The sequence below is a fragment of the Aeromonas sp. Y289-2 genome (assembly GCF_027705925.1).
GTDB classification, from domain to species: domain Bacteria; phylum Pseudomonadota; class Gammaproteobacteria; order Enterobacterales; family Aeromonadaceae; genus Aeromonas; species Aeromonas veronii.
Genome location: NZ_JAPDCH010000001.1, coordinates 837931 through 862895, shown reverse-complemented (window position 1 = coordinate 862895; position 24965 = coordinate 837931). Strand labels below are relative to the sequence as shown.

The window sequence follows — 24965 nt, the reverse complement described above, 5'->3', positions numbered from 1 at the left end:
ATGAGCTCCTTGCTCAGGCCCGCTGGCGCAGGGGTTGTGGGATCGCCACCTGCTCCCCGAGACGCAGGAAGGCAGGCAACAGGATCAGGGTAAACAGGGTGCTGCAACTCATGCCGCCGACAATGACGGTGGCGAGCCCGCGGTAAATTTCGCTCCCTTCGCTCGGGCTCAGCATCAGCGGCAGCATGCCGAAGATGCTGGTGAGGCTGGTCATGGCGATGGGGCGCATCCGGCTTTGCAGGGCATCGGCCACCGCCAGCTGGCGGCTCATGCCGCCCCGCTCGGCGGTGCGGGTCTGATGCACCAGCAGGATGGCGTTGTTGACCACCAGTCCCAGCAGGATGACAAAGCCGATGATGGTAAGCAGATCCATCGGCAGCGGCACCAGCAGCCCGCTCAGTTGCAGCGCCAGCACGCCGCCAACCGAGGCAAGGGGCAGGGTGAGCAGCACCAGCAGGGCATCCTTGAGGGAGGCAAACACCCCCCACAGCAGCACCAGCAGGATCACCACGGCGAACAGGAAGATGGTCCCCAGATTGTCGAGCGCCTGTTGCAGGCTGTCGGCGTTGCCGGCAATGCGCAGCTCGCCACCGGCGGGCAGCAGGGGGCGGATGGCGGCAAAACTGCGGTTTTTCAGGGTGTCGATCACCTGCTCCATGGTCATGCCCGCCGGGGGCGCTATCTGCAGGCTGATGCTGCGCCGCCCATCGGCCCGGAAGATGCTGGCCGGGCCCATGTCGTGTTCCACCCGCAGCAGCTCGCCAAGGGGGACGATGCGCCCGGAGGGGGTGGCCAGCGGCACTGCCTTCAGCTCGTCCGGATTGGCGGAGCTCTGTCCCATCAGCATGATGTCGAGCCGATCTTCGCCGTCGAAATACTCGCCAACCCGCAAGCCGTCGCCAAAGGTCTGGATGATGGTGGGCAGGGGCGTGCGATCCCAACCCACTTCGGCGAGACGCCGATCTTGCGGCACCAGTTTGAGCTCGGGGGCGGTGAAGTCGAGACTCGGCTCGGGCCGGATTTGTGCTCCCGGCAAGTCCTTGCTGAGGATCTCCATGCTGGCACGGGCCGCCTGATAGAGCTCGGGCAGGTTGCCCCCCTGCAGCAGCAGGGAGACGCCGTTCTCGCTGTCAAAGCCGCCAAACAGCGACCCCTGACCGCCGAACACCCGGGTGTCGGGAATACCCACCAGCAGCTGTTTCATCAACAGGCTCTCCAGCTCCTTGATGCGGTTTTCGTCTTTGGGGCGCACGCCAATCTGGGCGCCCCCCGGGTAGCGCAAGATGTAGTAGTTCTTGAGGGCAGGCTCTTTCTCCCCCTTCATGTAGGGGGCAAGGCGGGCGATCAGGGTATCGATCACCTCTTCGCGCTGGGCCTTGAGGTTGACCCCAGGGGTGAAGTTCATCCAGACATCCACCGCGTCCCGTTTCACGTCCGGCAGATAGTCCATCTTCGGCAGCAGCGCCCAGGTGGCCAGGGTCGGCAGGCTCATCATCAGGGTGATGACCGTCCAGCGCTGGCGTGAGGTCGAGGTCCAGCGGATCACGTGACGGGTAGTGCGCTGCCAAAGCGACTCATAGGGGTCTTTCAGTGTTTCGTGTCCCATCCAGCGCGCCGCCACCGCAGGCAGCACGATGACAGCGACCAGCATGGAGACTGTCACGGCGCAGGCGATGGTCAGCGCCAGATCGGCAAACAGCTGACCCTCCACATCGTTGAGCAGCAACACCGGCAGGAAGACGGCGACTGTGGTGAGGGTGGAGGCGACCAGCGCCGTCCACACCTGACGGGTGCCTTCGAGCGCCGCCTCCGCCTTGCTCAAATCCCCCCGCTCGTGGCGCCGGTAGATGCTCTCCAGCACCACGATGGCGGCGTCGAGCACCATGCCGACGGCAAAGGCGATGCCCGCCAGCGAGATGATGTTGAGGGTGCGATCCATCACCTTGAGCAGGCAGAAGGTGAGCATGATGCTGATGGGGATGGCGAGGGCAATCATCAGGGTCGCCTTGAGCTGGCGCAGGAAGAGCCAGAGGATGGCACAGGAGAGCAGCACCCCGAGCCCCAGGTTGGCGGTGACCATGCTGACGGCGCGATTGATGTAGAGGGAGGCATCGAACGACTGCTCCATGTGCAGCCCGATCGGCTCCAGCATCTCGCGGTTGAGCTCGTTCACCCGGGCCTTGATCGCCTCAAGGGAGGCCAGGGCATTGGCACCGCTCTCCTTGAAGATCTGGGCGGCGATGGCGGTATTGCCGTTCTGGATCCGCAGCACCGGGTTCTCTTCCCTAGCCACCCTTACTTCCGCCACATCCCGCAGATAGATAGGCAGGCCACCGCGCCAGTCCACCACCTTGTCCCCCAGCGTCTCGACATCGTAGCGACCGGCAAAGCGCAGCTTGTACTCCCAGCGACCGATGTCGAGGGTGCCGGCCGACACGTCCCAGCCGGTGGTGGCCCGGCTGGCCAGCACCGGGATCTCCACCCCCAGCTCGGCGGCGCGATAGGGGTCGAAGCGGATCTGGATCTGGCGCTCGTTGATCCCCTCGACTGCGACTGTCGAGACCCCTTCGATGCGTTCCAGCTCGGGTTTGACCCGCGCCTCGATCAACGCCTGATGATCATCGATCACCCCTTTGGCACCGGGCAGCTGCTGGATGAAGAAGAAGGTGAGGGTATCGTTGCTGCTGTAGTTGTTGACGTAGGGGCCGCCGATCTTGTCCGGCAATCCCGAGACCCGGTTCAGCCGCGAAATCACATCGAGTTGGGCCCGTTGCATGTCGGTGCCGAGGGCAAACTCCATGTCGATTTCGGTAAAGCCGGGATAGCTGTTGCTGACAAGGCTCTTGAGCCCCTGCACCCCCTGCATCTCCTGTTCGATGGGGTCGGTGATCTCCGACTCCATCTCCTGGGGAGAGGCTGAACGCCAGCTCACCGAGATGTTGAGGTGTGGACGGTCGATGTCGGGGAACAGCTGGATCGGCAGTCCCCGGATGCTGAGCAGGCCCAGCAGGAAAATCAGCACGATCGAGACCGCCACCCAGATGGGGCGCTCGATCGCCGTTTTGGCGAGGTTCATTCACTCTTCCTGAGTTGTTGTTATCGGCCATTCCGCTGGCCTTGCTTCCAAAGCCCCTGCAACAGGGACTCAAGCATTTAACTGGAATTCTCCCGGCTTGTAAATGCATGGTTAACAAACAAAAAAACCGGCCACGAGGGCCGGTTTGGTACTGGTTTGCCAAGGGATCAGGCGGCGTGCTCGACCTTGTTTGGCTGCTTGTTTGCTTGCTGGGAGAAGCCTTCCAGTTCGCCCGGTGCGAAGTTGTCTACCTGAATGGCTTCGTAGCGCAGGGCATCGGCGGCCAGCAGCTTGTCTGCCTCGTCCTTGCTCAGCACCGATTTGGCCAAAGCGGCTTCCACCAGTTCCGGCAGCGCCAGTTTGCGGGGCAGTTTGCCCTCTTTCTGGGCCTGCACCAGCTTCTTCTCGTAGGGCTGCACGGCGACCATGGCCTGGAAGGCACGCTCCATCAGACCGACCGGATCCGCCTCGTCCTTGCCGACGTAGCACAGTGCCGTCAGACGGTCGCGGAACTCGCCCGGCTTCATCATGGCCAGACAGATGGCGTGGCAACGATCGTCGGCCGGCATTTTGTAACCGACGCCGAACGGGAACACCACGCGCTTGAGTACGGCACCCACCACCTTGTTCGGGAAGTTCTGGAAGAAGCCCTCGAACGCCTTGCCAATCAGGTAGAGGTTGCGCTCTACCGCGTACTGCACGAACGGCAGATCGGAGACCATGCGGCCCTGATCCTCGTAGTGCTTGAGGGTGGCGGAGGCCAGATAGAGGTGGCTCAGCACATCACCCAGACGGGCGGAGATCATCTCCTTGCGCTTGAGATCGCCACCCAGCATCAGCATGGAGACGTCGGCGCACAGCGCCAGCCCTTTACTCATGCGGGAGAGCTGCTTGTAGTAACGGGCGGTTTCACCGGCCACTGGCGCGCTGTTGAACTGGCCAAGGGTCAGCCCCTGGAACAGGGAACCGAAGAAGTTGCCAGCGCCAAAGGCGATGTGTTTCATCAGCAGGGCGTCAAACTTCTCGAGACCGCGCTCCACGTCGGTATCAGCCGCCGCTTCCAGCTCGGCAAACACGTACGGGTGGCAGCGGGTGGCCCCTTGCCCGAAGATCATCAGGTTGCGGGTCAGGATGTTGGCCCCTTCCACCGTGATGGCGACCGGAATCCCCATGTAGGCGTAGCCGGTGTAGTTTTTCGGGCCCAGCTGGATGGCACGACCGGCGTGGATGTCCATGGAGTCATCCATGATCTGACGCGCCATCTCGGTCATGTGGTACTTGGAAATCGCGGTGACGATGGCCGGCGCCTGACCCAAGTCCAGCGAACCTGCGGTCATGCGACGGGCCCCTTCCAGCTGATAGGTGAGGCCACCGATGCGGGCCAGCGCTTCTTGCACACCTTCAAACTTGCCGATGGACATGCCGAACTGCTTGCGCACATAGGAGTAGGCGCCCACGGTGCGGCTCGCCATGTGACCACAGGCAGTGCCAAGGGCAGGCAGCGAGATGCCGCGCCCGGCGGAGAGGCACTCCACCAGCATGCGCCAGCCACGGCCGGCGTAATCCGGGCCGCCGATGATCCAGTCGAGCGGAATGAACACATCTTTGCCGAAGGTCGGGCCGTTCAGGAACGCCAGCCCCATGGGGTAGTGGCGATCGCCGACGCGCACGCCCGGGTGGCTGGTGGGGATAAGCGCGCAGGTGATGCCCAGCTCTTCCTTGTCACCCAGCAGTTTTTCCGGGTCATAGAGTTTGAACGCCAGCCCCAGCACGGTGGCGCGCGGCGCCAGGGTGATGTAGCGCTTGTTCCAGTTGAGGCGAATACCCAGCACCTCTTCACCCTTGTGCATCTCTTTGCAGACGATCCCCTTGTCAGGAATGGCGCCCGCATCGGATCCCGCTTCCGGCCCGGTCAGGGCGAAGCAGGGCACCTCTTTGCCGTTGGCCAGCCCCGGCAGCCAGAAATCTTTCTGGGCCTGGGTGCCGTAGTGCATCAGCAGCTCGCCCGGGCCAAGGGAGTTCGGCACCATGACGGTGACCGCCACGCTCAGGCTCTTGGTGGCAATGCGGGTAACGATGGTGGAGTTGGCAATCGCCGAGAATTCGCGGCCGCCGTAGGATTTCGGGATGATCAGGGAGAAGAAGCCTTCCTTCTTCAGATAGTCCCAGACCGGCTCCGGCAGGTCTTTGGTTTCGTTGACGATCTTGAAGTCGTCAACCATGGCGAGCAGGGTTTCGACCTGATTGTCGATAAAGGCCTGCTCCTCTGCGGTCAGCTCGGCCTTGCCGTAGCCGTGTAGTTTTTTCCAGTCGGGGTTGCCGCGGAACAACTCGCCATCCCACCAGACGGAGCCGGCTTCCATGGCCTCCCGCTCGGTAGCTGACAAGGGCGGCAGTATCTTTTTGAAGATGCCGAACACCGGACGGGTTACCACCTTTTTACGGATGGAGGGTACGCCGAGCACAACGGCTATCGCCAGCACCAGCAGGACAAGCAATGTGATCATACCGAAGTTCCTTCTATTTCACTGTTTCCGTTGATTTATTGTTGGTTGTTACACGGCCAGGGAGAGCCTGGTCGACTCCACTGGTGCCCCGACTCCGGACGCCAGATAAGGAATGACGTTGCGAACCAGCCCCTCGACATCGAGCTGCTGGCCAAAATCGGCCAGGGCGATGTCGCGCAGGGCATCGGCAGAGGCCATGGTGAAGACGACGGTGCCCAGGGTGAAGTGCAGGCGCCAGAAGAGATCCGCTGGCGAGAGGGCCGGGTTGGCCTTGGAGATCGCCTGGGTGATCCGCTGCAAAATGGGGCCATAGTGGGCAGTGATAAAGCGGCGCAGGTGACCCTGGCTGTCGATATAGCCGCGCCCCAGCAACTGCATGAAGATGGCCGGGCCGTTGGCCCGCACGGCCGAGAGCTTCATCAGCGGTTCGACAAAGCTTTCAAAGAGTTGCAGCAGGGTCAGCTGCTCTTGCTCCATCAGCACCCGCAGGCGGGCATCCAGATCGGGCATGAACAGACTCAAATAGCGGTCGAGCACCGCCTGGATCAGCTCCTTCTTGGAGCCGAAGTGATAGTTCACGGAAGCCAGATTGACATCGGCCTCGCTGGTGATCAGACGCAAAGAGGTATCGGCAAATCCCCGCTCGGCAAACAGCACTTCAGCGGCGTCGAGAATACGGTTTTTGGTATCGATTTTACTCACTGGACACCTCACTTAAACGAATGTTTAAAAAGTACGTTTCATAACGCGGGGTGTCAAGAGATTGTGAACGGGTGTTAGCAGAATGTTTTTTGTGAAAAAGCGCAAAAAGGTCGGAACTAACTCCACAGCGCGAGACTCTATATCTATGCCACTGCAATTAAACATTAAGTCTCGCCCAACCTGCACCATGCTAGTTGGGCCTTTTTTTTGCGCGTCTGTTACCGGTTTGCGGTTTGCAGGCAAAAAAAACCGCCGCAGGGCGCGACGGTGGGGAAAGTGAGTTCGCGTCATCCTGACAGCAAACTGTCGATGCGAGTTCAGGCATGTATCGACGGGGGCAGTATGCCAGCCAGAGCCCCTCAGACTGTGTCAGCTTCGCGGTATTTTGTGACAAAGTGTGGCAAGCACTGGCGTGGCCCAAGCTGCCGCTCTTTGCTATGCTGCCCTTTCAAAATATGAGGGGAGAGAAGATGAAGTACCCGGTCGATACCCACACTCACACCATTGCCAGCACCCATGCCTACAGCACCATCCACGACTATCTGCCGATAGCCAGGGCCAAGGGGATCAAGCTGTTTGCCACCACGGATCACGGGCCCGAGATGGCCGATGCCCCTCATGTCTGGCACTTTGCCAACTTGCCGATATTGCCAAGAGTGGTGGATGGGGTAGGGATTCTGCGGGGTATCGAGGCCAACATCAAAAACCTGGAGGGGGAGATCGATTTTCCCGAGCGTTACGAGTCGCGTCTGGACATGATCATGGCGGGCTTTCATGAGCAGGTATTCCCTCCCTGCGATCAGGCAACCCACACCCAGGCGATGATCAACGCCATCAAGAGTGGCCGGGTCGACATGATCAGCCACCCGGGCAACCCCTCATTTCCCATCGACATTCAGGCAGTGGTCAAGGCGGCGGCCGACTATCGGGTAGCGCTGGAGATCAACAACTCCTCCTTCATTCACTCGCGCCCGGGTAGCGAAGGTAATTGCCGTGCCATCGTTGAAGCCGCGCGAGATCTGGGAGCCTATCTTACCTTCGGATCCGACTCCCACGTCGCCTTCAGCCTCGGCGATTTTGACCATTGCCACCGACTGGTGACCGAAGCGGGCTTCCCGCAAGAGCGGATCCTGGTGCGCTCTCCCCGGGCCCTGCTCGATTTCCTCGAGAGCCGCGGCCGCGCCCATATCCCCGAGTTTGTCGATCTGTAAATCGGGCTCTAACACCATGAGCCAACTCATAAAATCGAGCTGGCTCAATTGACTTGCCGGCCATTTTTCATGAATGTGGAGAGCAACAAGCCGGTATAGCTCAGTTGGTAGAGCAGCGCATTCGTAATGCGAAGGTCAGGAGTTCGATTCCCCTTATCGGCACCAGATCGTGAGGGCAGGTTTCATTTGTGAAACCTGCCCTTTTTACATGGCTTTTGCCAAGGCTCGCTCCACATAGAGATAGCCAATCCCCATCACCTGCTGGGCGCGGCTGAGCTGGCCGAAACGGATATGGGTGGCGTTGACCGCATCGCTGCAGTCGAACGGGTTGGCGCCGGTTTGACTGACGATCGTTTGCAGCCAGGTTTCACCAAAGTGGCAGCTGCGGCCATAGAGCCAGATGCGGTTGATGTTGAGGATATTGAGGAAGTTGTAGAGGCTCAGGCCAATGGCGCGGGCCCCTTCGTCCACCAGGGCGCGGATCATGGCATCCCCCTGATGGTAGAGCGTGAGCAGTTGGGCGGTATCCAGCTCTACACCAGTCTGCGCTGGGTTGTCGGCACTGGCTTGTTGTTTGAGAAAGACCCGGGCCCGTTTCTTAATGGCAAACAGCGAGGCGACTGTCTCCAGGCAGCCATAGCGGCCGCATGCACAGGCGCTGCCGTCCGGATTGATGATGGTGTGCCCTATCTGGCCGCTGCCAAACAGGGCGCCCCGGTAGATCTGGTCGTTGATGATAAAGGCCGAGCCGATACCGTAATCGATGTTGATGACGCAAAAATCCCCGTTCCCTTCCCGGTCCTGCCACTTCTGGGCCAGCGCCAGCATGATGCAGTCGTTATCCACCATCACCTCGCAACCCAGCCGCTCCTCCAGCAGGTACTTGAGCTCGACCGGTGCGTGCCAGGGTGCTTGCGGCATGGTTTGTGATACCCCGGTCGCCGGGTTGACCTGACCGTGTACCGCCAAGGCCAGCCGGATCGCCAGTCCCTTGTGGCGGCGCTTGTGCTGGTAGTAGTGCGCTTCAATCAGGTGCAGCAGCTCATCGGGGGTTTGTGGGGCAATCTTCTGGTCGCTGAACTCATCCAGCGGGGTGATCAGGTTATCCACCAGGATGCTCTCCAGATGGGTGGGGCTGATATTGAGGCAAAGAATGGCCCCCTGGCCGCTGGCAATGCGGTAGCTGCCGCCATTGATGCCGCGCTGGGAGAGGTTCTGATCGCTGTGGCTGATGGCGCCATCGGCCACCAACTCGTCAAGGATCTTGCTGACCGCCGGAATGGAGAGCTCGCAGTGGCGCGCCAGGGTGGACTTGCTCGCCTCTTTTAACTGATAGAGCAGGGCAAGCAGCACCTGCTTGTTGTGGTGGCGGACCTTTTGGTTGTTCAACCCTATGCTCATCGCTTCACTAAACTCCGCTTACTGTATTGCGTGATCTTTCAGCAATTAATGCAGGTTTAACCATTCTAATCTGGTCTCACTGAAAACTTTACTAACAAATGTTGAGTGAGGCGAGATTAATGAGAGCTGATGTCAAGGTCTGGGTAGAGACCATCTCACTGCCGACCTACGAGGTAGGCGCCGAAGATCCCAACCCCATGTTTCTCGAGAAGCGGGTCTATCAGGGCTCCTCGGGGGCTGTCTATCCCTATGGGGTGATCGACACCCTCACCGGCCAGAAGCAGATGAAGTCCTATCAGGCGGTCTGGCTGGAGAACGACTTTATCAAGGTGATGCTGCTGCCGGAGCTGGGGGGGCGTATCCACCGTGCCTACGACAAGGTGATGAATCGCGACTTCGTCTATTACAACGAGGTGATCAAACCGGCGCTGGTGGGGCTGGTGGGGCCCTGGATTTCCGGCGGCATCGAGTTCAACTGGCCGCAGCACCACAGACCCACCACTTTCATGCCGGTGGACTTCACCATTACGGAGCGGGAGGGCGGCGCCAAGACCGTCTGGCTCGGCGAGGTGGAGCCGATGCGTGGTCTGCAGGTGATGGCGGGGTTTACCCTCTATCCCGATAAGGCGCTCATCGAGATCACTGGCAAGGTGTTCAACGGCAACGACACGCCGCGCCACTTCCTCTGGTGGTCCAACCCGGCGGTGAAAGGGGGCGATGCCCACCAGAGCGTCTTCCCGCCCGATGTGACCGCCGTCTATGACCACGGCAAGCGCGACGTCAGTGCCTTCCCCATCGCCCGCGGCACCTACTACAAGGTGGACTACTCCGCCGGAGTCGATATCTCCCGTTACCGCAATATTCCGGTACCCACCTCCTATATGGCGGACACGTCTGACTACGACTTTGTCGGTGCCTACTGCCATGACGAGCAGGGCGGCCTGTTGCACGTGGCGGATCACCACGTTTCGCCGGGCAAGAAGCAGTGGAGCTGGGGCAACTGTGACTTCGGTCTGGCCTGGGATCGCAACCTGACCGATGACAACGGCCCCTACATCGAGCTGATGACCGGGGTCTATACCGACAACCAGCCTGACTTTACCTGGCTGGATGCGGGGGAGGAGAAGGTGTTTGTGCAGAACTTCCTGCCCTACAACACCCTCGGTACTCTGCAAAACGCCAACACCCGCGCCGCCATCAAGCTGGAGCGTAGCGAGGACGGTCTGTTGTGCGGTGCCTACGCGATCGCGCCGCTGTGCCACGCCCGTTTCGAAGTGAGTGATGAGAGTGGCGTGCTGTTCACCCAGACGCTAGATCTGCAGCCGGGTCAGGCCTGGCTTGAGCCGTTCACCATCACCAGCGAGGGACGCTTGCAGGTACGCCTGCTGGATGAGCAGGGCCAGCCGATCCTGAGCTATCTCGAGCATCAGCCCGCAGGCGAAGCCCTGCCTGATCCTGCCACCGCGCCGGAGCCCGCCGTCAATCTCGACTCGGTCGACGAGCTCTACTTCATCGGCCAGCATCTTGAGCAGTATCTGCACGCCAGCCGTTCGCCCTTTGATTACTACCTGCGGGCACTGGAGCTGGATGGCGGCGACTATCGCTGCAACCTGGCGCTGGCAACGCTGGAGTACAACCGCGCCAACTATGAGCAGGCGCTGACCTACGTCAATCAGGCGCTGGTCCGTGCCCATCGCCTCAACAAGAACCCCCAGTGTGGCAAGGCGAGCTTGCTGCGTGGCCATATCGAGGAGCGTTTGGGGCAGTTCGATGCCGCCTTCGATGACTTTTACAAGGCGACCTGGAGCGGTAACTGCCGCGACAGTGGCTTCTTCGGGCTGGCCCGCATCGCCATGGTGCGCCGGGATCCCGCGCAGGCACTGCAATTTGTCGAGAAGAGTCTTGCCGTCAACGGCACCCACTACGGCGCTATCGCCCTCAAAGGGTTGGCGCTGCTGGAGTCTGGCCAGCGGGAGGCAGCCATCGCCTATATCGACGAGCAGCGCGTTCGTTATCCACTTCACTATCAACTGGCCTTCCTGCGCTGGCTGGCAAGCGAGCAGCCGACCGATCTCGAGGCGCTGCGCACCCTGTGCAACGGGCGCGGGGTGAATCTCTGCTTCCTGGCGAGCAATCTGCTGGCATTGGGACGTCCCGAGCTGGCGCAGCAACTGCTCTCAACACTGCAGGTGGAGGAGACCCTGCCGCTGCTGTTCCAGGCTGCATTGTTGCCGGAAGGTGAGGCGCAGGATGCCCTGCTGGCGCGGGCCGAGCAGGCCTTTGGCCGCAAGGTGCGCTTCCCCAATACCCTTGGCGAGGTGGCCATGCTGGCGCAACTGCCCCACAGCTGGTTTGCCAGCTACCTGCTGGGCTGCTTCCACTACAGCAAGCGCAGCTACCCGCAAGCTATCGCACTGTGGCAGCAGGTGTGCGAGCAGGCGCCCGGGTTTGCCCCGGCATGGCGCAACCTTGGCATCTATCACTTCAACAAGAGCGGCGATCCGGTGGCAGCCGAGCAGTGCCTGAGCCGGTCCTTTGCCCTCAAGCCGGATGATGCCCGCTTGTTGTTTGAACTGGATCAGCTGCACAAGCGCTGCGCCATGGCGCCAAGCGAGCGGTTGGTGCTGCTGGAGGCGCATCGTGAGGTGGTCCTCAAGCGTGACGACCTGACCGCTGAACTGCTCAGTCTCTATCACATCACCGGCCAGCTGGAGGCGGCGGCAGAGATCTTGCGGCTGCGCGAATTCCACCCCTGGGAGGGGGGCGAGGGCAAGGTGACCGGTCAGTACCTCATCAATCAGCAACGCCGGGCGTTGGCGTTGATGATTCAGGGGCGCCACGAGCAGGCTATTCCGTTGCTGCAACAGGCGTTGCACTACCCCCTCAATCTGGGGGAGGGACGTCTGGTAGGACAGACCGACAACGATATCCATTACCTGTTGGCGCTCTGCCATCTGGCCTGTGACAACCAGAGTCTGGCGGCCCAGTGCCTGCAACAGGCCTGCCTCGGCCAAGGATCGCTCGGGGCCAGCCGCTACTACAACGATCAGCCGGTGGATTATCTCTTCTATCAGGGTATGGCGCTGGCACGTCTTGGTCGGGTTGTGGAGGCGCAGCGTCTCTTTGAAGGAATGGTCGGCTGGGCCGAGCAGGCGATGGGCGAGTCGGTCGAGGCGGACTTCTTCGCCGTCTCACTGCCGGATCTCATCGTGCTGGATGACGACCCGCAGCACAAACATCGCCAGCACTGTCTGCTGGTCAGAGCACTCGGTCTGTTGGGGCTGGGTCAGCGGGATGGTTGTGAACAGACCTTGCGAGAGCTGCTCACCCTTAACCCGGCTCACGACAAGGGACACCTCTTTGCCCTGATCTGCCGCGAGCTGTCACTCCACTCATAACTCTCATAACAAAAACCGGCGCCCCGCCACGGTGAGGGGCGCCACTGCACCCTACAATCGACAAGATAGAAAGGATGAGTCATGGAACGCACGAAAAATCAATTGGATACGAATGGGCTCAATATGAGCTACATCTGGATGATCTGTTTGGTGGCCGCCTGCGGTGGCCTGCTGTTTGGTTATGACTGGGTGGTGATTGGCGGGGCCAAGCCCTTCTATGAGGCCTATTTTGCCATCACGGATCCGGCCCAGTCCGGCTGGGCCATGAGCTCGGCGCTGGTGGGCTGCGTGCTGGGGGCCGCCATCTCCGGCTGGTCAGCCGACCGCTTCGGTCGCAAGAAGCCGCTGATCCTGGCAGCCATCCTCTTCACCATCTCGGCGTGGGGCACGGCTGCGGCCAGCAACTTCGATCTGTTTGTGGTTTATCGCATCATCGGTGGGATTGGCATCGGTCTGGCCTCTGCGCTCTCGCCCATGTACATCGCCGAGATCAGCCCGGCCAACAAGCGCGGCAAGTTCGTGGCCATCAACCAGCTCACCATAGTCATCGGGGTACTGGCGGCTCAGCTGGTGAATCTGATGATCGCCGACCCGGTGGCAAGCAATGCGACTCAGGCCGATATTCTGGCGACCTGGAATGGACAGTCCGGCTGGCGCTGGATGTTCGGTGCCGAGCTGGTACCTGCGCTGGCGTTTCTGGTGTTGATGTTCTTCGTGCCGGAGTCGCCACGCTGGTTGGCCAAAGATGGTCAGTATGAGAAAGCCTCCCGCATGCTCGGCAAGATTGGCGGGGATGCCTATGCCAAGCAGACCCTGGCCGATATCCGTCAGACCCTGGTGGGCGAGACCCACAAGGTCTCGCTGGCGGAGCTGGGCAAACCCTCGGTGCGGCCGATCCTCATCATCGGGATTGTGCTGGCGGTGTTCCAGCAGTGGTGCGGCATCAACGTCATCTTCAACTATGCGCAGGAGATCTTTGCCTCCGCCGGGTTTGACATCAACAGCACCCTCAAATCCATCGTCGCCACCGGTCTTATCAACTTGCTGTTTACCCTGATCGCGCTGCCCATGGTGGACAAGATTGGCCGCCGCAAGCTGATGCTGATTGGCTCGGCGGGCCTGACCATTATCTACGGCATGATGGCGGCGGCCTACGCCACAGGCGTACTGGGGCTGCCAGTGTTGCTGCTGGTATTGGCGGCCATCGCCATCTATGCCTTGACCCTGGCGCCGGTTACCTGGGTGCTGCTCTCGGAGATCTTCCCGAATCGGGTGCGTGGGCTGGCGATGTCGGCCGGTACGCTGGCGCTCTGGATCGCCTGCTTCGTGCTGACCTACACCTTCCCGCTGCTCAATGCCGGGTTGGGGGCTGCGGGCAGCTTCCTGCTCTATGGCCTTATCTGTTTTGCCGGTCTCATCTTTATCTATCGCAAGGTGCCCGAGACCAAAGGGGTGACGCTGGAGGCGCTGGAAGCCCAGCTGGCCCAGGGCAAGGTTGAACTGACGCCGACCAAGGCGAGCGCCTCGGCATGACGGTTTACACATTGGGCAACCCGCATCTTCGGATGCGGGTTTCAACACAAGGGGCCTGTCTGCTGGGGCTGGAGGATGAGCAGGGGCGCCCGCTGTTGCGCGATACGGACCCGGCGCAGCCCTGGCATCCCGGCGAAAGCGCCCTCTTTCCCATGGTGCCGCTGGCCAACCGGGTGGCAGGCAACTGTTTTGAGTTGTGGGGGAAGGAGCATGGCTTGCCAGAAAGTCCCCTAGATCCCGACTTCTTACTGCATGGCGATGGCTGGTTGCAGCCATCGCAGCGGGTGGCGGGCTCTGCCAGCTCAGTGACGCTGCAGCTTGCCAGCCAGTGCGGCCCGTTTCACTATCTGGCCGAGATTGACTATCGACTGCAGGGTGTGAGCCTGATCGCACGTATCAGTCTGACGCATCTGGGGGAGGCGCCCTGTCTCTACGGCGCCGGTTTTCATCCCTTCTTCTGGCGCGACGAGCAGACCCGCATCCGTTTTCTGGCGAGCGGCGTCTGGCAAGAGGGGGGGGATCATCTGCCGATCGACTGGTCGAGCAGGCTGGCGCCCCACCACGACTTTCGTCAGTGGGCTCGCCCACAAGGGTGGCTCAACCACTGTTACGGCGGCTGGCGCGGTCAGGCCGAGCTTGACCATCCTGCCCGCCAGCAGCGGCTGCTGGTTTCAAGCGAGTGTGCCTTCCTGATGCTCTATCAGCCCGATGAGGGGAGTGGCTTCGTCTGTCTGGAGCCCCAGAGTCACGCCGCCAATGCCCACCACCTGGCCGGTCACCCCGGTTTGCGGCTACTCGCCAGAGGTGACCGTATGAGTATCGGTATGACCCTGACAGTAGCGTCCGGGGACTGATAATGCTCTGGCTTGTGGTATTGGTGAACGCAATGAGCCACCCGTCGGGTGGCTCTTTTTATTGCGGATTATCCTGCGTGTTACCTGATCTCCGGTCAGGCTATCTCCATCTCTGGCTGTGGTGTCGAGGTGTGTTGGCTGGTCAGCTTGTCGATGCGCACCGCAGCTACCTTGAACTCGGGGATCTTGGCGTGGGGGTCGGTGGCATTGATGGTGAGCCGGTTGGCCGGGGCTTCGGCAAAGTGGAACGGGATAAAGACCACGCCAGGCTGCATCCGTTTGGTCACGAAGGCGGGCAGCTCGATATGGCCGCGGCGGCTGGTGACCTTCACCTGCTCGCTGTTGCTGATCCCCAACCGCTGCGCATCCACCACGCTCATCATCACCCGCGGGCCAGCCAGCTTGTCGAGCCCCTTGGTCTTGCGGGTCATGGTACCGGTGTGGAACTGCTCCAGCAGGCGGCCGGTAGTGAGCACGATGGGATAGGTCTCGTCGGGCAGTTCGGCGGCATAGCGGAACGGGGTCGCGACCATCTCCCCCTTGCCGCGGGTGAACTGCTTGCCGTGGAGCAGGCGAGTGCCTTCGGGCGCCGCATCGTTGCAGGGCCACTGTAGCCCTTGTGCACCCACCTTGTCCCACTGGATGCCGGCGTATTGCGGGGTGACCCGGCAGATCTCGGCGGTGATCTCCTGCGGGTGTTGATAGCGCCAGTCGCCGCCCATGGCGTTGGCGATCTGCTGGATGATCCACCAATCCTCCCGCGCCTCACCCGGTGCCTTGAGGGCGGGGGAGATGCGCTGAACTCGCCGCTCGGTGTTGGTGAAGTGGCCGCTCTTCTCGGCAAAGGAGCAGGAGGGGAGCACCACATCGGCCAGCTGGGCAGTTTCGGAGAGGAAGATATCCTGCACCACCAGAAACTCCAACTGCTTGAGCCCCTCGATGACATGGTGCTGATCCGGATCGCTCAGCACCGGGTTCTCTCCCATCACGTAGAGCCCCTTGATGCTGCCTGCACAGGCGGCATCTATGGTCTCGGTGAGGGTAAGGCCCGGTGTGCGCGGTAAGTCCGGCTGCTGCCAGGCTGCTGCGAAGCGGGCATGTACCTCGGGGTTGGCCACCTTCTGATAGCCGGGCAGGCAGTTGGGCAGCGCCCCCATGTCACAGGCGCCCTGCACGTTGGATTGGCCCCGCAGCGGGTTGATGCCGCCCCCTTCGATGCCGATGTTGCCGCACAGCAGTTGCAGGTTGGCAATGGCCCGCACGTTGTCGTGGCCGGTTGTGTGCTGGGTGATCCCCATCGAGTAGTAGATGGCGGTGCGTTCGGCTGTGCCGATAAGGCGCGCGAGCTCGATCACCTGCTCGGCCGGTACGCCGGTGACAAGGGCCACCTTGTCCGGTGCATAAGCGGGGGAGAGCACCTCCGCTTGCAGCGCCTCGAACCCTTCTACTCGTGCGGCGATATAGGCCTTGTCGTGCCAGCCGTTCTGGATAATCTGCTGCATCAGGCCGTTGAGCAGCATCACGTCGGTGCCGGGTCGGTGAGCCAGATAGAGGCTGGCATGATCCGCCATCTCGATCCGCTTGGGATCGGCCACTACCAGCCGCGCCTTGCCCATGGTGATGGCCCGCTTGATATGGGAGCCGATGATGGGGTGGGCCGCCGAGGTGTCGGAGCCGATGATGAAGATGAGATCCGAGTGATCAATGCTCGGGATGTCGTTGGTCATGGCGCCGCTGCCGAGCGACGCCTCCAGCCCGGTGACGGTGGAGGCGTGGCAGAGCCGCGCGCAGTGATCCACGTTGTTGGTGCCCAGCTCCCGGCGCATGAACTTCTGAAACAGGTAGTTCTCTTCGTTGGTGGTTTTGGCCGACGAGAAACCCGCCAGTGCATCGCTGCCATAGCGCTGGCGCAGGGCGGTGAAACGCTCGGCGACCAGGGCGATGGCCTCCTGCCAGCTGGCGGGCACCAGCTTGCCATCTTTGCGGACAAGCGGCGTGGTGAGGCGCTCCTCGCTCTGAATAAAGTCAAAGCCGAAGCGCCCCTTGACGCAGAGCAGCCCCTGATTGACCGGCGAGTTGCGATTCCCCTCCACATAGCGGATGCGGTTGCGCGCCTCATCGACATAGAGGGTAACGCCGCAGCCGACCCCGCAGTAGGTGCAGATGGTATTGACCGGCGTGAGCAGTTCGGTGCGCCCCTGTGACTTGTCGCGGGCATCCACCAGGGCGCCGGTGGGGCAGACTTGTACGCAGGCGCCGCACTGCACGCAGTGGGAGTCGCCCATCGAGAGTCCCGTGTCGAACTGCGGCCGGTGCGAGAGGGTACCATCGTTGTTTTTGGCAAAGCGCAGCACACCCTGTACCGCCTGCTCACCACAGGTCTGCACGCACTGGCCGCAGCCAATGCAGCGGTTGGCATCAAAGACGATAAATTCGCTGCTGTTATCCACTGCAAACTTCTGGCACTGACTGGTATCGAGGGCGCTCTGCTCGACCTTGTATTCGGTGGCGTAGTCGCGCAGCGCGCAATCGGTGTTGGCCTGACAGCCGCACTCGAGGCAGCGGCTGGCTTCGCTGCGGGCATCGGCATCACTCAGCCCGCGCTCCACCTCGGCAAAGCTGCCCTCGCGATCCTTCTCTGCCAGATGGGGCATGATGGTGCGGGCGACTTTTTTCAGGTGAGCAAACTGGGCGGGATCGACCTGCTTGAGTGTGGGAGCCTTGCAGGCGTTGAAGGGCCGCACCGGGTCGATCATGTCACCGTGGAGGAACTGATCGATGGCCAGCGCCGCCTTGCGGCCATCGGCGACCGCCTCGATGGCGGTGGCGGGCCCGCGGCGCAGATCGCCGATGGCGAACAGGTTGCCGTGGCCGCTGTGCATGGTCTCGGGGTGGGACTCCAGCGTCTGCCAGCGGGTGAAGGGGAGGGTGAGGGGCTCCCCTTCCATAAAGCTGAGATCCGGCTGCTGCGACACTGCCGCAATCACGGTATCAAACTCTTCAAGGAAGAACTCACCGGTGGGCTCCGGGCGGCGGCGACCGGAGGCGTCCGGCTCGCCGAGAGCCATCTTCTCGAGGCGCACCTGACAGACGCGACCAGCCTCATCGGCCAGATTCTCTACCGGATTGGTGAGCATCAAAAAGCGCACCCCTTCGTGCTCCGCTTCGTCGATTTCGTAGGCTTCGGCGGGCATCTCGGCGCGGGTGCGGCGATAGATAAGGGTGGCTTCAGCGCCCAGCCTGACCGCCGTGCGGGCGCAGTCGATCGCGGTATTACCACCCCCGATCACCGCAACCCTCTTGCCGGTGGTGAGCCGCTTGGCCAGCATCCGATCCTTGAGGTAATCGACCCCGAGATAACAACCGGCCAGGGTGCTGCCCGGGTAATCCATCGGCACCGCCTTGGAAGCGCCAACCGCCAGACAGACCGCATCATAGTCGCGGCACAGCGCCGAGAGGGTGAGCTGGTGGCCCAGTCGCTGCCTGGTGTGGATCCGCATGCCACTCTGGCACATCAGGTCGATCTCCTGATCGAGGATCGCCTTGGGCAGCCGGTATTCGGGGATGCCGTAGCGCAGCCAGCCACCCGCTTCGGGCATCGCCTCGAACAGATCGACCTCGAACCCCTCGTAACCCAGATAGTAACCGCAGGTGAGGCCGCCCGGGCCGCTGCCGATAATGGCAACCCGCTTGCCCTTGGCGGGCTTCTTTGCCGGTTGATAGGGGGCAATCTCGGCCAGATCGAGATCGGCGGCGTGACGCTTGAGCTGACGAATGGCCAGCGGCTCATCCACCAGCGCGCGGCGGCACTGTGCCTCACAGAAAGCAGGGCAGACCCGGCCGATGGAGAGGGGCATTGGCAGGGTTTGCTTGATGACGGCCATGGCCGCTTCGTGATCCCCCATGGCGATGTGATGCAGATAGGATTGAATGTCCACGCCGGCCGGACAGGCGCGCTGGCAGGGGGCTTCGCAATCGGCGTAGTGATCCGAAAGGATGCGGCCGAGTGCCTGCTGGCGGTGTGCGCGCAGGGTATCGCTTTGGCTGGTGATCACCATCCCTGCCTCGGGGCGCGTCTCGCAGGCGCGGCGGATGCCGAGACCGGCAATCTCGACCACGCAGAGATCGCACGGCGTCTTGGGGCCGCTGGTGTTGTCACCGCACAGGGAGGGGATGTCGATCTGGTGCTGTTTGGCTATCTGGAGCAGGGTTCTGGTCGGGTCAACCGTCAACTGAGCCCCATCGAGGGTGATGGTGATCATGGCGTCATAAACTCGCTTTCAAGGCGCAGAAAATGCTGCATCTGGCGGAGCCAGCAGGGGAAGCGACAGGGAGGCCGCTTGCTATACGCTCACCATAACAAAGATTATTTACAACTTTATTTGATTTTAGACAGCTTATTGTTCAAAAGGGAAAGCGATTTCAGGTTGTCTTGTCCACCTCATCGGCACGGCGCATCGTTGAGAACCATTCCTGTTACAGCAGGCGATTCATTGTCTTATTGTCAGTTGATGCGTCTGGTAGAAGAGAGGCTGCTCTCGCTAGCGGTAGGCGTGATCCGCCAGTAGCACCATTTGTGATGCAACTTATTTTGCATAAATGGTGACTCAAGGCATGCGGTGCATGCAGAGCAAAGGGGGTGGGACTCGTATGGATGGACGGTTGCTGGAGAGGGGGCGGGCATGCGTGAGTGGCGAGCCTGACACAAAGAAAATGGCCACCTTTTGAAGGCGGCCATTCACGTTGCCGGTCGGTGCCCTGTTGGCCCGAAGGGTTGGTCGTAGGAGATCAGCCGGATATCAGGGTCGGTAGTCGGGCTTGCCAGATCTGGTGCCAGTGCTGCAGTTCGCTGCGCGGCATAGGGCGGGCGGTGAAGAAGCCCTGACAGATATCGCACCCCAGCTTGGCCAGCAGTTGCCAGGTCTGCACATCTTCCACCCCTTCGGCGACTGATTTCAGCCCCAGCTTGCGTGCCAGCTCGATGCTCGATTCGATGATGGCCAGACGGGAGGGGTCGGCATAGCAGCGATCGACAAACGAGCGATCAAGTTTGAGCTCGGTAAAGGGCAGCAGCGCCAGCTGTTGCATCGAGGAGTAGCCGGTGCCGAAGTCATCGATGGAGAGGCCAAAGCCGTGCATCCGCAGTCGTGTCAGCACCTCCAGTGCCTTGCCGATATCCTCGACAAACGAGCTTTCGGTCACCTCCAGGGTGATCAGCTCGGGATTGACGCCCCAACGCTGGCACTGGTTGATCAGGAAGTGGCAGAGATCCCCCTCGATCAGCGAGGTGGTTGAGAGGTTCATCGACAGATTGAGGGAGAGACCGGTCTGTCCCCACAGATGGCAATCCTGCAGCGACTTGTTGATGATGACATCGGTCAGCTGATCGATAAGGCCGTTATTTTCCGCCAGCGGGATAAACATGCCGGGGGAGATCAGCCCGTATTCCGGATGCTGCCAGCGGGCCAGCGCCTCCATCCCCACCCACTGGCCGGACGCAAAGCCGACCTTGGGTTGATACCAGGGCAGCAACTGGTCGTTGTCGAGGGCGCGTTTGAGCTCGTCCACCGAGAGGACGAGGCCATCGTCCTTGCCCGAGGGAGCCGACTTGGGTGCCCAGGAGTCGATCAACTGGCGCAGCCGCTGCGGGCTGGAGGGTTTCTCGATGCGACCCAGCACATGGAGGCCATAGGCCGCGCTCATGCGCAGCACGGCCTCCACCACGTCATCTTCCAGCGCGCTGGAGAGGATGATGCCGCCCCGAAAGCCACCCAGCGAGAGGCGGCGTAGCAGCGCCATGCCATCCATGCCGGGCATCCGCAGATCGCAGAACAGGATGTCGACAGTGTGGCTCTGGCACAGCGCCAGGGCTTCGATGCCGTCTGCGGCCTCCAGCAGTTGCTGATAACCGAGCGCCCGGATCTGGTGCATCAGGGTCTTGCGTTGAAACCCGTGATCCTCGACCACCATGATGACCAACTCGTCTGCCGTTCTACTCATCGAGCCACAATCCCATTTCACGTTCAATATTGTTCATCTGTTCTTCCACTCTCTGTGTCAGCAGCGCGAGCTCGCTCAACTGTTTGAGGCGGGCCGCCGATTCCAGTTGCGCCGCCTGCTCGGCCAGGGAGAGCTCCCCGACCATTCTGGCTGCCCCTTTGATGCGGTGGGCGATCTCCACCAGCTCCTGGCTATCATCGGAGGAGAGCGCGCTCATCATAGCGTGGCAATCTTTCCGGTTGGAGGCCAGATACTCCCTTGCCATGCTTTTGGCAATCCCTTCATCGCCAAACAGATCTTGCCAGCGACCGATCATGTCGAGATTGATGGCCTGTCGTGTGGGCACTCTCTCTGTGATCGTAGTCGCGGGCAACCACCGCAGCAGCATCTGGCGCAGTGACTCCAGCGAATAGGGTTTGCACAGCATGCCGTTCATGCCGGCTGCCGTCATATTGGCTGCCGCCTCCTCCGAGGTATCGGCGGTGACGCCGATGATGGGGGCCTGCTCCCCTTGTTCCCGCAGGCGGCGGGTCAGGGTGTAGCCATCCATGTGCGGCATGTGGCAGTCGGTGATCAGCAGGGCGAAATCCCGGGTTTGCCAGGCGCGCAATGCCTTCTCGCCATCTTCCACTACCTCGCACTCCACCCCCAGAATCGCCAGCTGACGGGTCAGCAGGGCGCGATTGACCAGATGGTCATCGGCGACCAGTACTCGCCCGCCCAGTTTTTCGATGCTGGCGGCATGGGTGGTCACGGCTCGCCCGGTGATCAGCTCGCGGCAGCTTTCGACCAACAGATCCGGATAGAGGGGGGATTGGCCGAGGCGCCACCAGTTCTCCGAGCCCATGCGCCCCCGCAACGCTTCGCGGGGGGAGAGGATGACCCCCTTGAGAGTGCCGGACTGCAGCAAGGTGTGCCAATCGCTCCCCAGACTGGACTCCAGTGCGGCCTCTTCCGCCAACAGCAGGCCGTCGAGATCGGCGGTGAGCTGGTGGATCTCGAGGGGGCTCAACCGGGCGCCGAGCCGTGCCATGGTGGCCTGCAAGGCGGCATCGCTACCCAGCCACCACCATTCGCTGCCCGCCAGCGCGGGTGGTTCCCACAGGCCATTGAGCAGCGGGATGCTGAAGCGGAAACAGGCTCCTTCACCGAGCTGGCTCTTGACCGTCAGGGTGCCGCCCATCTTCTTCACCAGCTGATCACAGATGGCCAGGCCCAGACCGGTGCCACCAAAGCGGCGATTGATATCGGATTCCACCTGCTCGAACGGGGTAAAGAGCAGTGCTTGCTTCTCTTCGGCGATGCCGATGCCGGTATCCGTCACCGCGATAACCAGCTGCTGGTCGTGATAGCTGGCCTGGATCGAAATGGCGCCCTGCTCGGTGAACTTCACCGCATTGTTGAGCAGATTGGAGACCACCTGGCCCACTCTGACCGGATCGATATCGGCCAGGTCGGGGAGTTGATCCTCCCACTGGAGTGTGACCTTCAGCCCCTTGCTGTAGGCCAGTGCGGCATGGCCGCGGATCACATCGCACACCACGGGTTGTAGACGGCAGGATTGGCGATTGAGGTGCAGCTGACCCGCCTCGATTTTGGAAAAGTCGAGGATATCGTTGACCAGATAGAGCAGGTGGTTGGCCGAGCTCTCCACATTGCGCAGCAGATAGCGCTGGTCATCATTGAGCTCGCTCATGCGCAGCAGCTCCAGCATGCCGTGCATGCCCGAGATGGGGGTTCTCAGCTCATGGCTCATGGTGGCCAGAAAAAGGCTGCGAGCCTGCATCGCCTGCTCGGCCGCGGCGCGCGCCTCACGCAGCTCATGCTCCTGTTGCTTGATGGCGGTGATGTCCTGCACCACGCCGTTGAGCAGGCGATCATGGCCCTGTTGCGCCACAAAGTTGCCGCGGATCTGGATATAGCGCTCCCCCTGAACAGAGGGCACCAGCACCTCCATATCGAGCGGCTCAAGGGTTTGCGCATGTTTGGCCACCTTATCGATAAAGGTTGCCAACGCCTCGTCGTTCAAGCCGAGGATCACGCCGCCAGACTCGGCTGCCATCAACTCTTGGTGGGTCATCCCGAGAATGTCGCTGGCTCCTTGGGACAGATAGAGGAATTGCCCCTTGCCGGCCCCTTGCCAGAGATATTGATAAACCAGACCCGGCATGCTGTCGGTGATATCCCGCAGCCTGCCCTCCACTTCCCGAACCTTGTTTTCGGCGGCCTTGAGGGCACTGACATCGGTCAATACCGTCAGCACCCCCTGAATCGCGCCGTCTGCTGCGCGATAGGGCAACTTGACGTAGACCACGTGCAGGGGAGCAGCCCCCTCGCGCTGGGTATAACCCGATCCTTGGAAGATCTCGCCGGTTTCCCAGACCGCACGCTCCTCGCGCAGCATCTGTTGCCGCTCGTCCTCGGTCATATAGCCCCAGCGATCACCTTCTTCCCCATCACCGACAAACAGCTCGCGGTATGCCCGGTTGCTGAGGGTCAGGCGATGATCGCGATCCCGCAGCGCCACCATATTGGGCAGGGAGTCGAGCAGGGTCTGGACGAACACCAACTGTTCATTGAGCGTCTTCTCGGCCCGTTGACGCTGCACGATCTCCCGTTTCAGGGTACGGTTCCAGGCCCAGAACAGGGTAAACAGCAGGGTGGCTGCCGCGCCGCTCATTACGAACCAGAACAGCACTGTTTCGTTATTGATACCGGTCTGCACGCTCATGGAGAGCCAGCGTCTCTCCACTTTATTGAGCTCCTCCGGCGGTATCGAATAAAGCACCTTGGTAAGGATCCGCTGCAGCATGGGATCTTTGCGCGTGGCCATGGCGACCGGCAGGCGCAAGTCTTTGCCGGCATAGACCACCTGATAGCGTTCGCTCACCCGCTTGTTGATGGATGGCAGGGTGACCATCACGTAGTCGGCATCGCCCGTGTCCAGCAGCTCCAGCAAGCGGTTGTCATTGTTGACCTCTACCGGATGGGCGCCGATGTGGGTCAGTAGATCTTTATCCAGCGAGCCATGCACCATGCCGACCCGTTTCCCTCGCAGCAGTGAGAGATCGGTGATATCGGCACTGCGTTTGGGGGCAATAACGACCCGATCGACAAACAGATAGCCGGGGGTGAACAGCGCAAACTGGCCGCGGTCGTGGTTGGGGGAGATGGCCGGAATAAAGTCGATCTGCCGCAGCTTCAGCATATTCTGGGTTTCCCCCCAGCTATTGGTGCGAACCAGAGAGAACTTCAGCCCGGAGACTTGCTGCATCAGCGCCATCAGGTCTGCCACATAACCGACCAGCCTGCCCCGGTAATTGAATTCGCTCATGGAGGTCCAGTCCGGAGAGACGCCGTAAGTTAGCTCAGGATGCTGGTTGAGCCACTCCTGCTCCTCAGGGGTAAACGGGACAGCCTTAACCGCTCCTGAGTCCGCATGTTGGCTAGTCGTGGTAGCTGCCAGCATATGACGACGATCTTCAACCGGTATCTCGTTGAATGCCTTGCTCACCAGGCTGACCAGTGCCGGGTCGCTCTTGTGCATATTGATGGAGAGAGACGTGCCGCTTACCCATTCCGGAGTGGCAATGGTGAAGCCAGCCTTGGGGTGCTGATCTTTCACCATCACCAGTGACGGCATGTCGGCAAGATAGGCGTCAGCCATGTGCTTTTTGAGCATAAAGGCTGCTTCGCCGCGACTCTCTGCCTCGGTCACATGGGGAAATCCCAGTTTTTTCAATTCACTGCAAGCATTGACTCCCGTGACACAGAGCCAGTGCAAACCATGGGCATCCTGTCGTGACAACTTCATTTTGCCATTGTTGAGCAGCACGCCGCGCGGCATGGAGAGCAAAAACGGGAGGGAGACAATATTGGATCGCCATTGTTCGCTTGGCTGGTCGTTCACCAGTATGTCGATTGCGCCGTGGCCAAGCCCGGTTAGCGCATCCACGTAGGAGGGGTAAACCTTGTAGCGCAGGGTCAACCCGAGCGTTCTGGCAATCTGCTGCGCAATGTCGGGGACTGGGCCGGTAAAGCGTTGATCTGCATCCTTATAGCTGTATGGAGGGTCACCCATCATCGGCATGCCGATGACCAACTCCTGGTGTGATGACAGCCAGGCGCGTTCAGACAGATCAAACTCATCTTCATTCAGACTGGTAATGGCGTGCGCCGCCACGCCCCAGAGCAGTAGCAGGAGAAACAGGAATAGACGATCACATTGGCGGAGCATCAGAAGGAATCCAACAGAATTGGGCGCATATTGTAAGTGCATTAAA

11 protein-coding genes and 1 tRNA gene are annotated in these 24965 nt (G+C 61.1%); 5 read left to right on the top strand and 7 right to left on the bottom strand.

Going from position 1 to position 24965, the window contains the following annotated elements; translation table 11 throughout:
• Nucleotides 1-13 precede the first annotated feature (13 nt).
• The 3 genes from OKC43_RS03830 to OKC43_RS03820 form a co-directional block, all read right to left on the bottom strand.
• Nucleotides 14-3076 (bottom strand): efflux RND transporter permease subunit, encoded by a 3063-nt coding sequence (locus tag OKC43_RS03830; RefSeq protein ID WP_270803938.1) that lies wholly within the window; start codon nucleotides 3074-3076, stop codon nucleotides 14-16.
• 167 nt (nucleotides 3077-3243) lie between these two features.
• Nucleotides 3244-5583 carry an acyl-CoA dehydrogenase gene (locus OKC43_RS03825; RefSeq protein WP_270803937.1) on the bottom strand — a complete coding sequence of 780 codons (2340 nt, stop codon included), beginning with the start codon at nucleotides 5581-5583 and terminating at the stop codon, nucleotides 3244-3246.
• A 48-nt stretch (nucleotides 5584-5631) separates the two neighbouring features.
• A complete protein-coding gene (locus OKC43_RS03820; RefSeq protein WP_005334507.1) occupies nucleotides 5632-6285 on the bottom strand; it encodes a TetR/AcrR family transcriptional regulator in 654 nt (217 codons plus the stop codon).
• 470 nt (nucleotides 6286-6755) lie between these two features.
• On the opposite strand from OKC43_RS03820, the gene OKC43_RS03815 reads away from it, so the two are divergent.
• Both OKC43_RS03815 and OKC43_RS03810 read left to right on the top strand, forming a co-directional pair.
• The gene (locus tag OKC43_RS03815; protein ID WP_041202200.1) at nucleotides 6756-7496 is read left to right on the top strand and encodes a phosphatase; all 741 of its coding nucleotides are present in this window, start codon (nucleotides 6756-6758) and stop codon (nucleotides 7494-7496) included.
• 89 nt (nucleotides 7497-7585) lie between these two features.
• A tRNA-Thr gene (locus OKC43_RS03810) sits at nucleotides 7586-7661 on the top strand.
• A gap of 39 nt (nucleotides 7662-7700) precedes the next feature.
• Here OKC43_RS03810 and OKC43_RS03805 read toward each other — a convergent pair.
• Nucleotides 7701-8885 carry an ROK family transcriptional regulator gene (locus OKC43_RS03805; protein ID WP_270803936.1) on the bottom strand — a complete coding sequence of 395 codons (1185 nt, stop codon included), beginning with the start codon at nucleotides 8883-8885 and terminating at the stop codon, nucleotides 7701-7703.
• 131 nt (nucleotides 8886-9016) lie between these two features.
• Between OKC43_RS03805 and OKC43_RS03800 the strand changes: the two genes are divergently transcribed.
• The 3 genes from OKC43_RS03800 to OKC43_RS03790 all read left to right on the top strand — a co-directional run bounded on the left by OKC43_RS03800 (nucleotide 9017) and on the right by OKC43_RS03790 (nucleotide 14682).
• Nucleotides 9017-12295 carry a DUF5107 domain-containing protein gene (locus OKC43_RS03800; protein ID WP_270803935.1) on the top strand — a complete coding sequence of 1093 codons (3279 nt, stop codon included), beginning with the start codon at nucleotides 9017-9019 and terminating at the stop codon, nucleotides 12293-12295.
• An 81-nt stretch (nucleotides 12296-12376) separates the two neighbouring features.
• On the top strand, nucleotides 12377-13828 hold the full coding sequence (locus tag OKC43_RS03795; RefSeq protein ID WP_033136275.1) for a sugar porter family MFS transporter: 1452 nt from the start codon (nucleotides 12377-12379) through the stop codon (nucleotides 13826-13828).
• A complete protein-coding gene (locus OKC43_RS03790; RefSeq protein WP_270803934.1) occupies nucleotides 13825-14682 on the top strand; it encodes an aldose 1-epimerase in 858 nt (285 codons plus the stop codon). Before OKC43_RS03795 ends, OKC43_RS03790 begins: the two co-directional genes overlap by 4 nt.
• Before the next feature lie 95 nt (nucleotides 14683-14777).
• Here OKC43_RS03790 and fdhF read toward each other — a convergent pair whose 3' ends face one another.
• From fdhF to OKC43_RS03775, 3 genes are all read right to left on the bottom strand, one after another.
• Nucleotides 14778-18944 (bottom strand): formate dehydrogenase subunit alpha, encoded by a 4167-nt coding sequence (gene fdhF / locus OKC43_RS03785; RefSeq protein ID WP_270803933.1) that lies wholly within the window; start codon nucleotides 18942-18944, stop codon nucleotides 14778-14780.
• A gap of 526 nt (nucleotides 18945-19470) precedes the next feature.
• Complete coding sequence (locus OKC43_RS03780) at nucleotides 19471-20682, bottom strand: EAL domain-containing response regulator (RefSeq protein WP_005353540.1); 1212 nt, start codon at nucleotides 20680-20682, stop codon at nucleotides 19471-19473.
• The gene (locus OKC43_RS03775; RefSeq protein ID WP_270803932.1) at nucleotides 20675-24919 is read right to left on the bottom strand and encodes an ATP-binding protein; all 4245 of its coding nucleotides are present in this window, start codon (nucleotides 24917-24919) and stop codon (nucleotides 20675-20677) included. The genes OKC43_RS03780 and OKC43_RS03775 overlap by 8 nt, the downstream gene beginning before the upstream one ends.
• Nucleotides 24920-24965: the final 46 nt, after the last annotated feature.

What these genes read in the sequence shown, in the direction of transcription:
- OKC43_RS03830 (WP_270803938.1), bottom strand. Translation starts at nt 3,076, where the DNA reads ATGAACCTCGCCAAAACGGCGATCGAGCGCCCCATCTGGGTGGCGGTC.
- OKC43_RS03825 (WP_270803937.1), bottom strand. Translation starts at nt 5,583, where the DNA reads ATGATCACATTGCTTGTCCTGCTGGTGCTGGCGATAGCCGTTGTGCTC.
- OKC43_RS03815 (WP_041202200.1), top strand. Translation starts at nt 6,756, where the DNA reads ATGAAGTACCCGGTCGATACCCACACTCACACCATTGCCAGCACCCAT.
- OKC43_RS03800 (WP_270803935.1), top strand. Translation starts at nt 9,017, where the DNA reads ATGAGAGCTGATGTCAAGGTCTGGGTAGAGACCATCTCACTGCCGACC.
- OKC43_RS03795 (WP_033136275.1), top strand. Translation starts at nt 12,377, where the DNA reads ATGGAACGCACGAAAAATCAATTGGATACGAATGGGCTCAATATGAGC.
- OKC43_RS03790 (WP_270803934.1), top strand. Translation starts at nt 13,825, where the DNA reads ATGACGGTTTACACATTGGGCAACCCGCATCTTCGGATGCGGGTTTCA.
- fdhF (WP_270803933.1), bottom strand. Translation starts at nt 18,944, where the DNA reads ATGATCACCATCACCCTCGATGGGGCTCAGTTGACGGTTGACCCGACC.
- OKC43_RS03780 (WP_005353540.1), bottom strand. Translation starts at nt 20,682, where the DNA reads ATGAGTAGAACGGCAGACGAGTTGGTCATCATGGTGGTCGAGGATCAC.
- OKC43_RS03775 (WP_270803932.1), bottom strand. Translation starts at nt 24,919, where the DNA reads ATGCTCCGCCAATGTGATCGTCTATTCCTGTTTCTCCTGCTACTGCTC.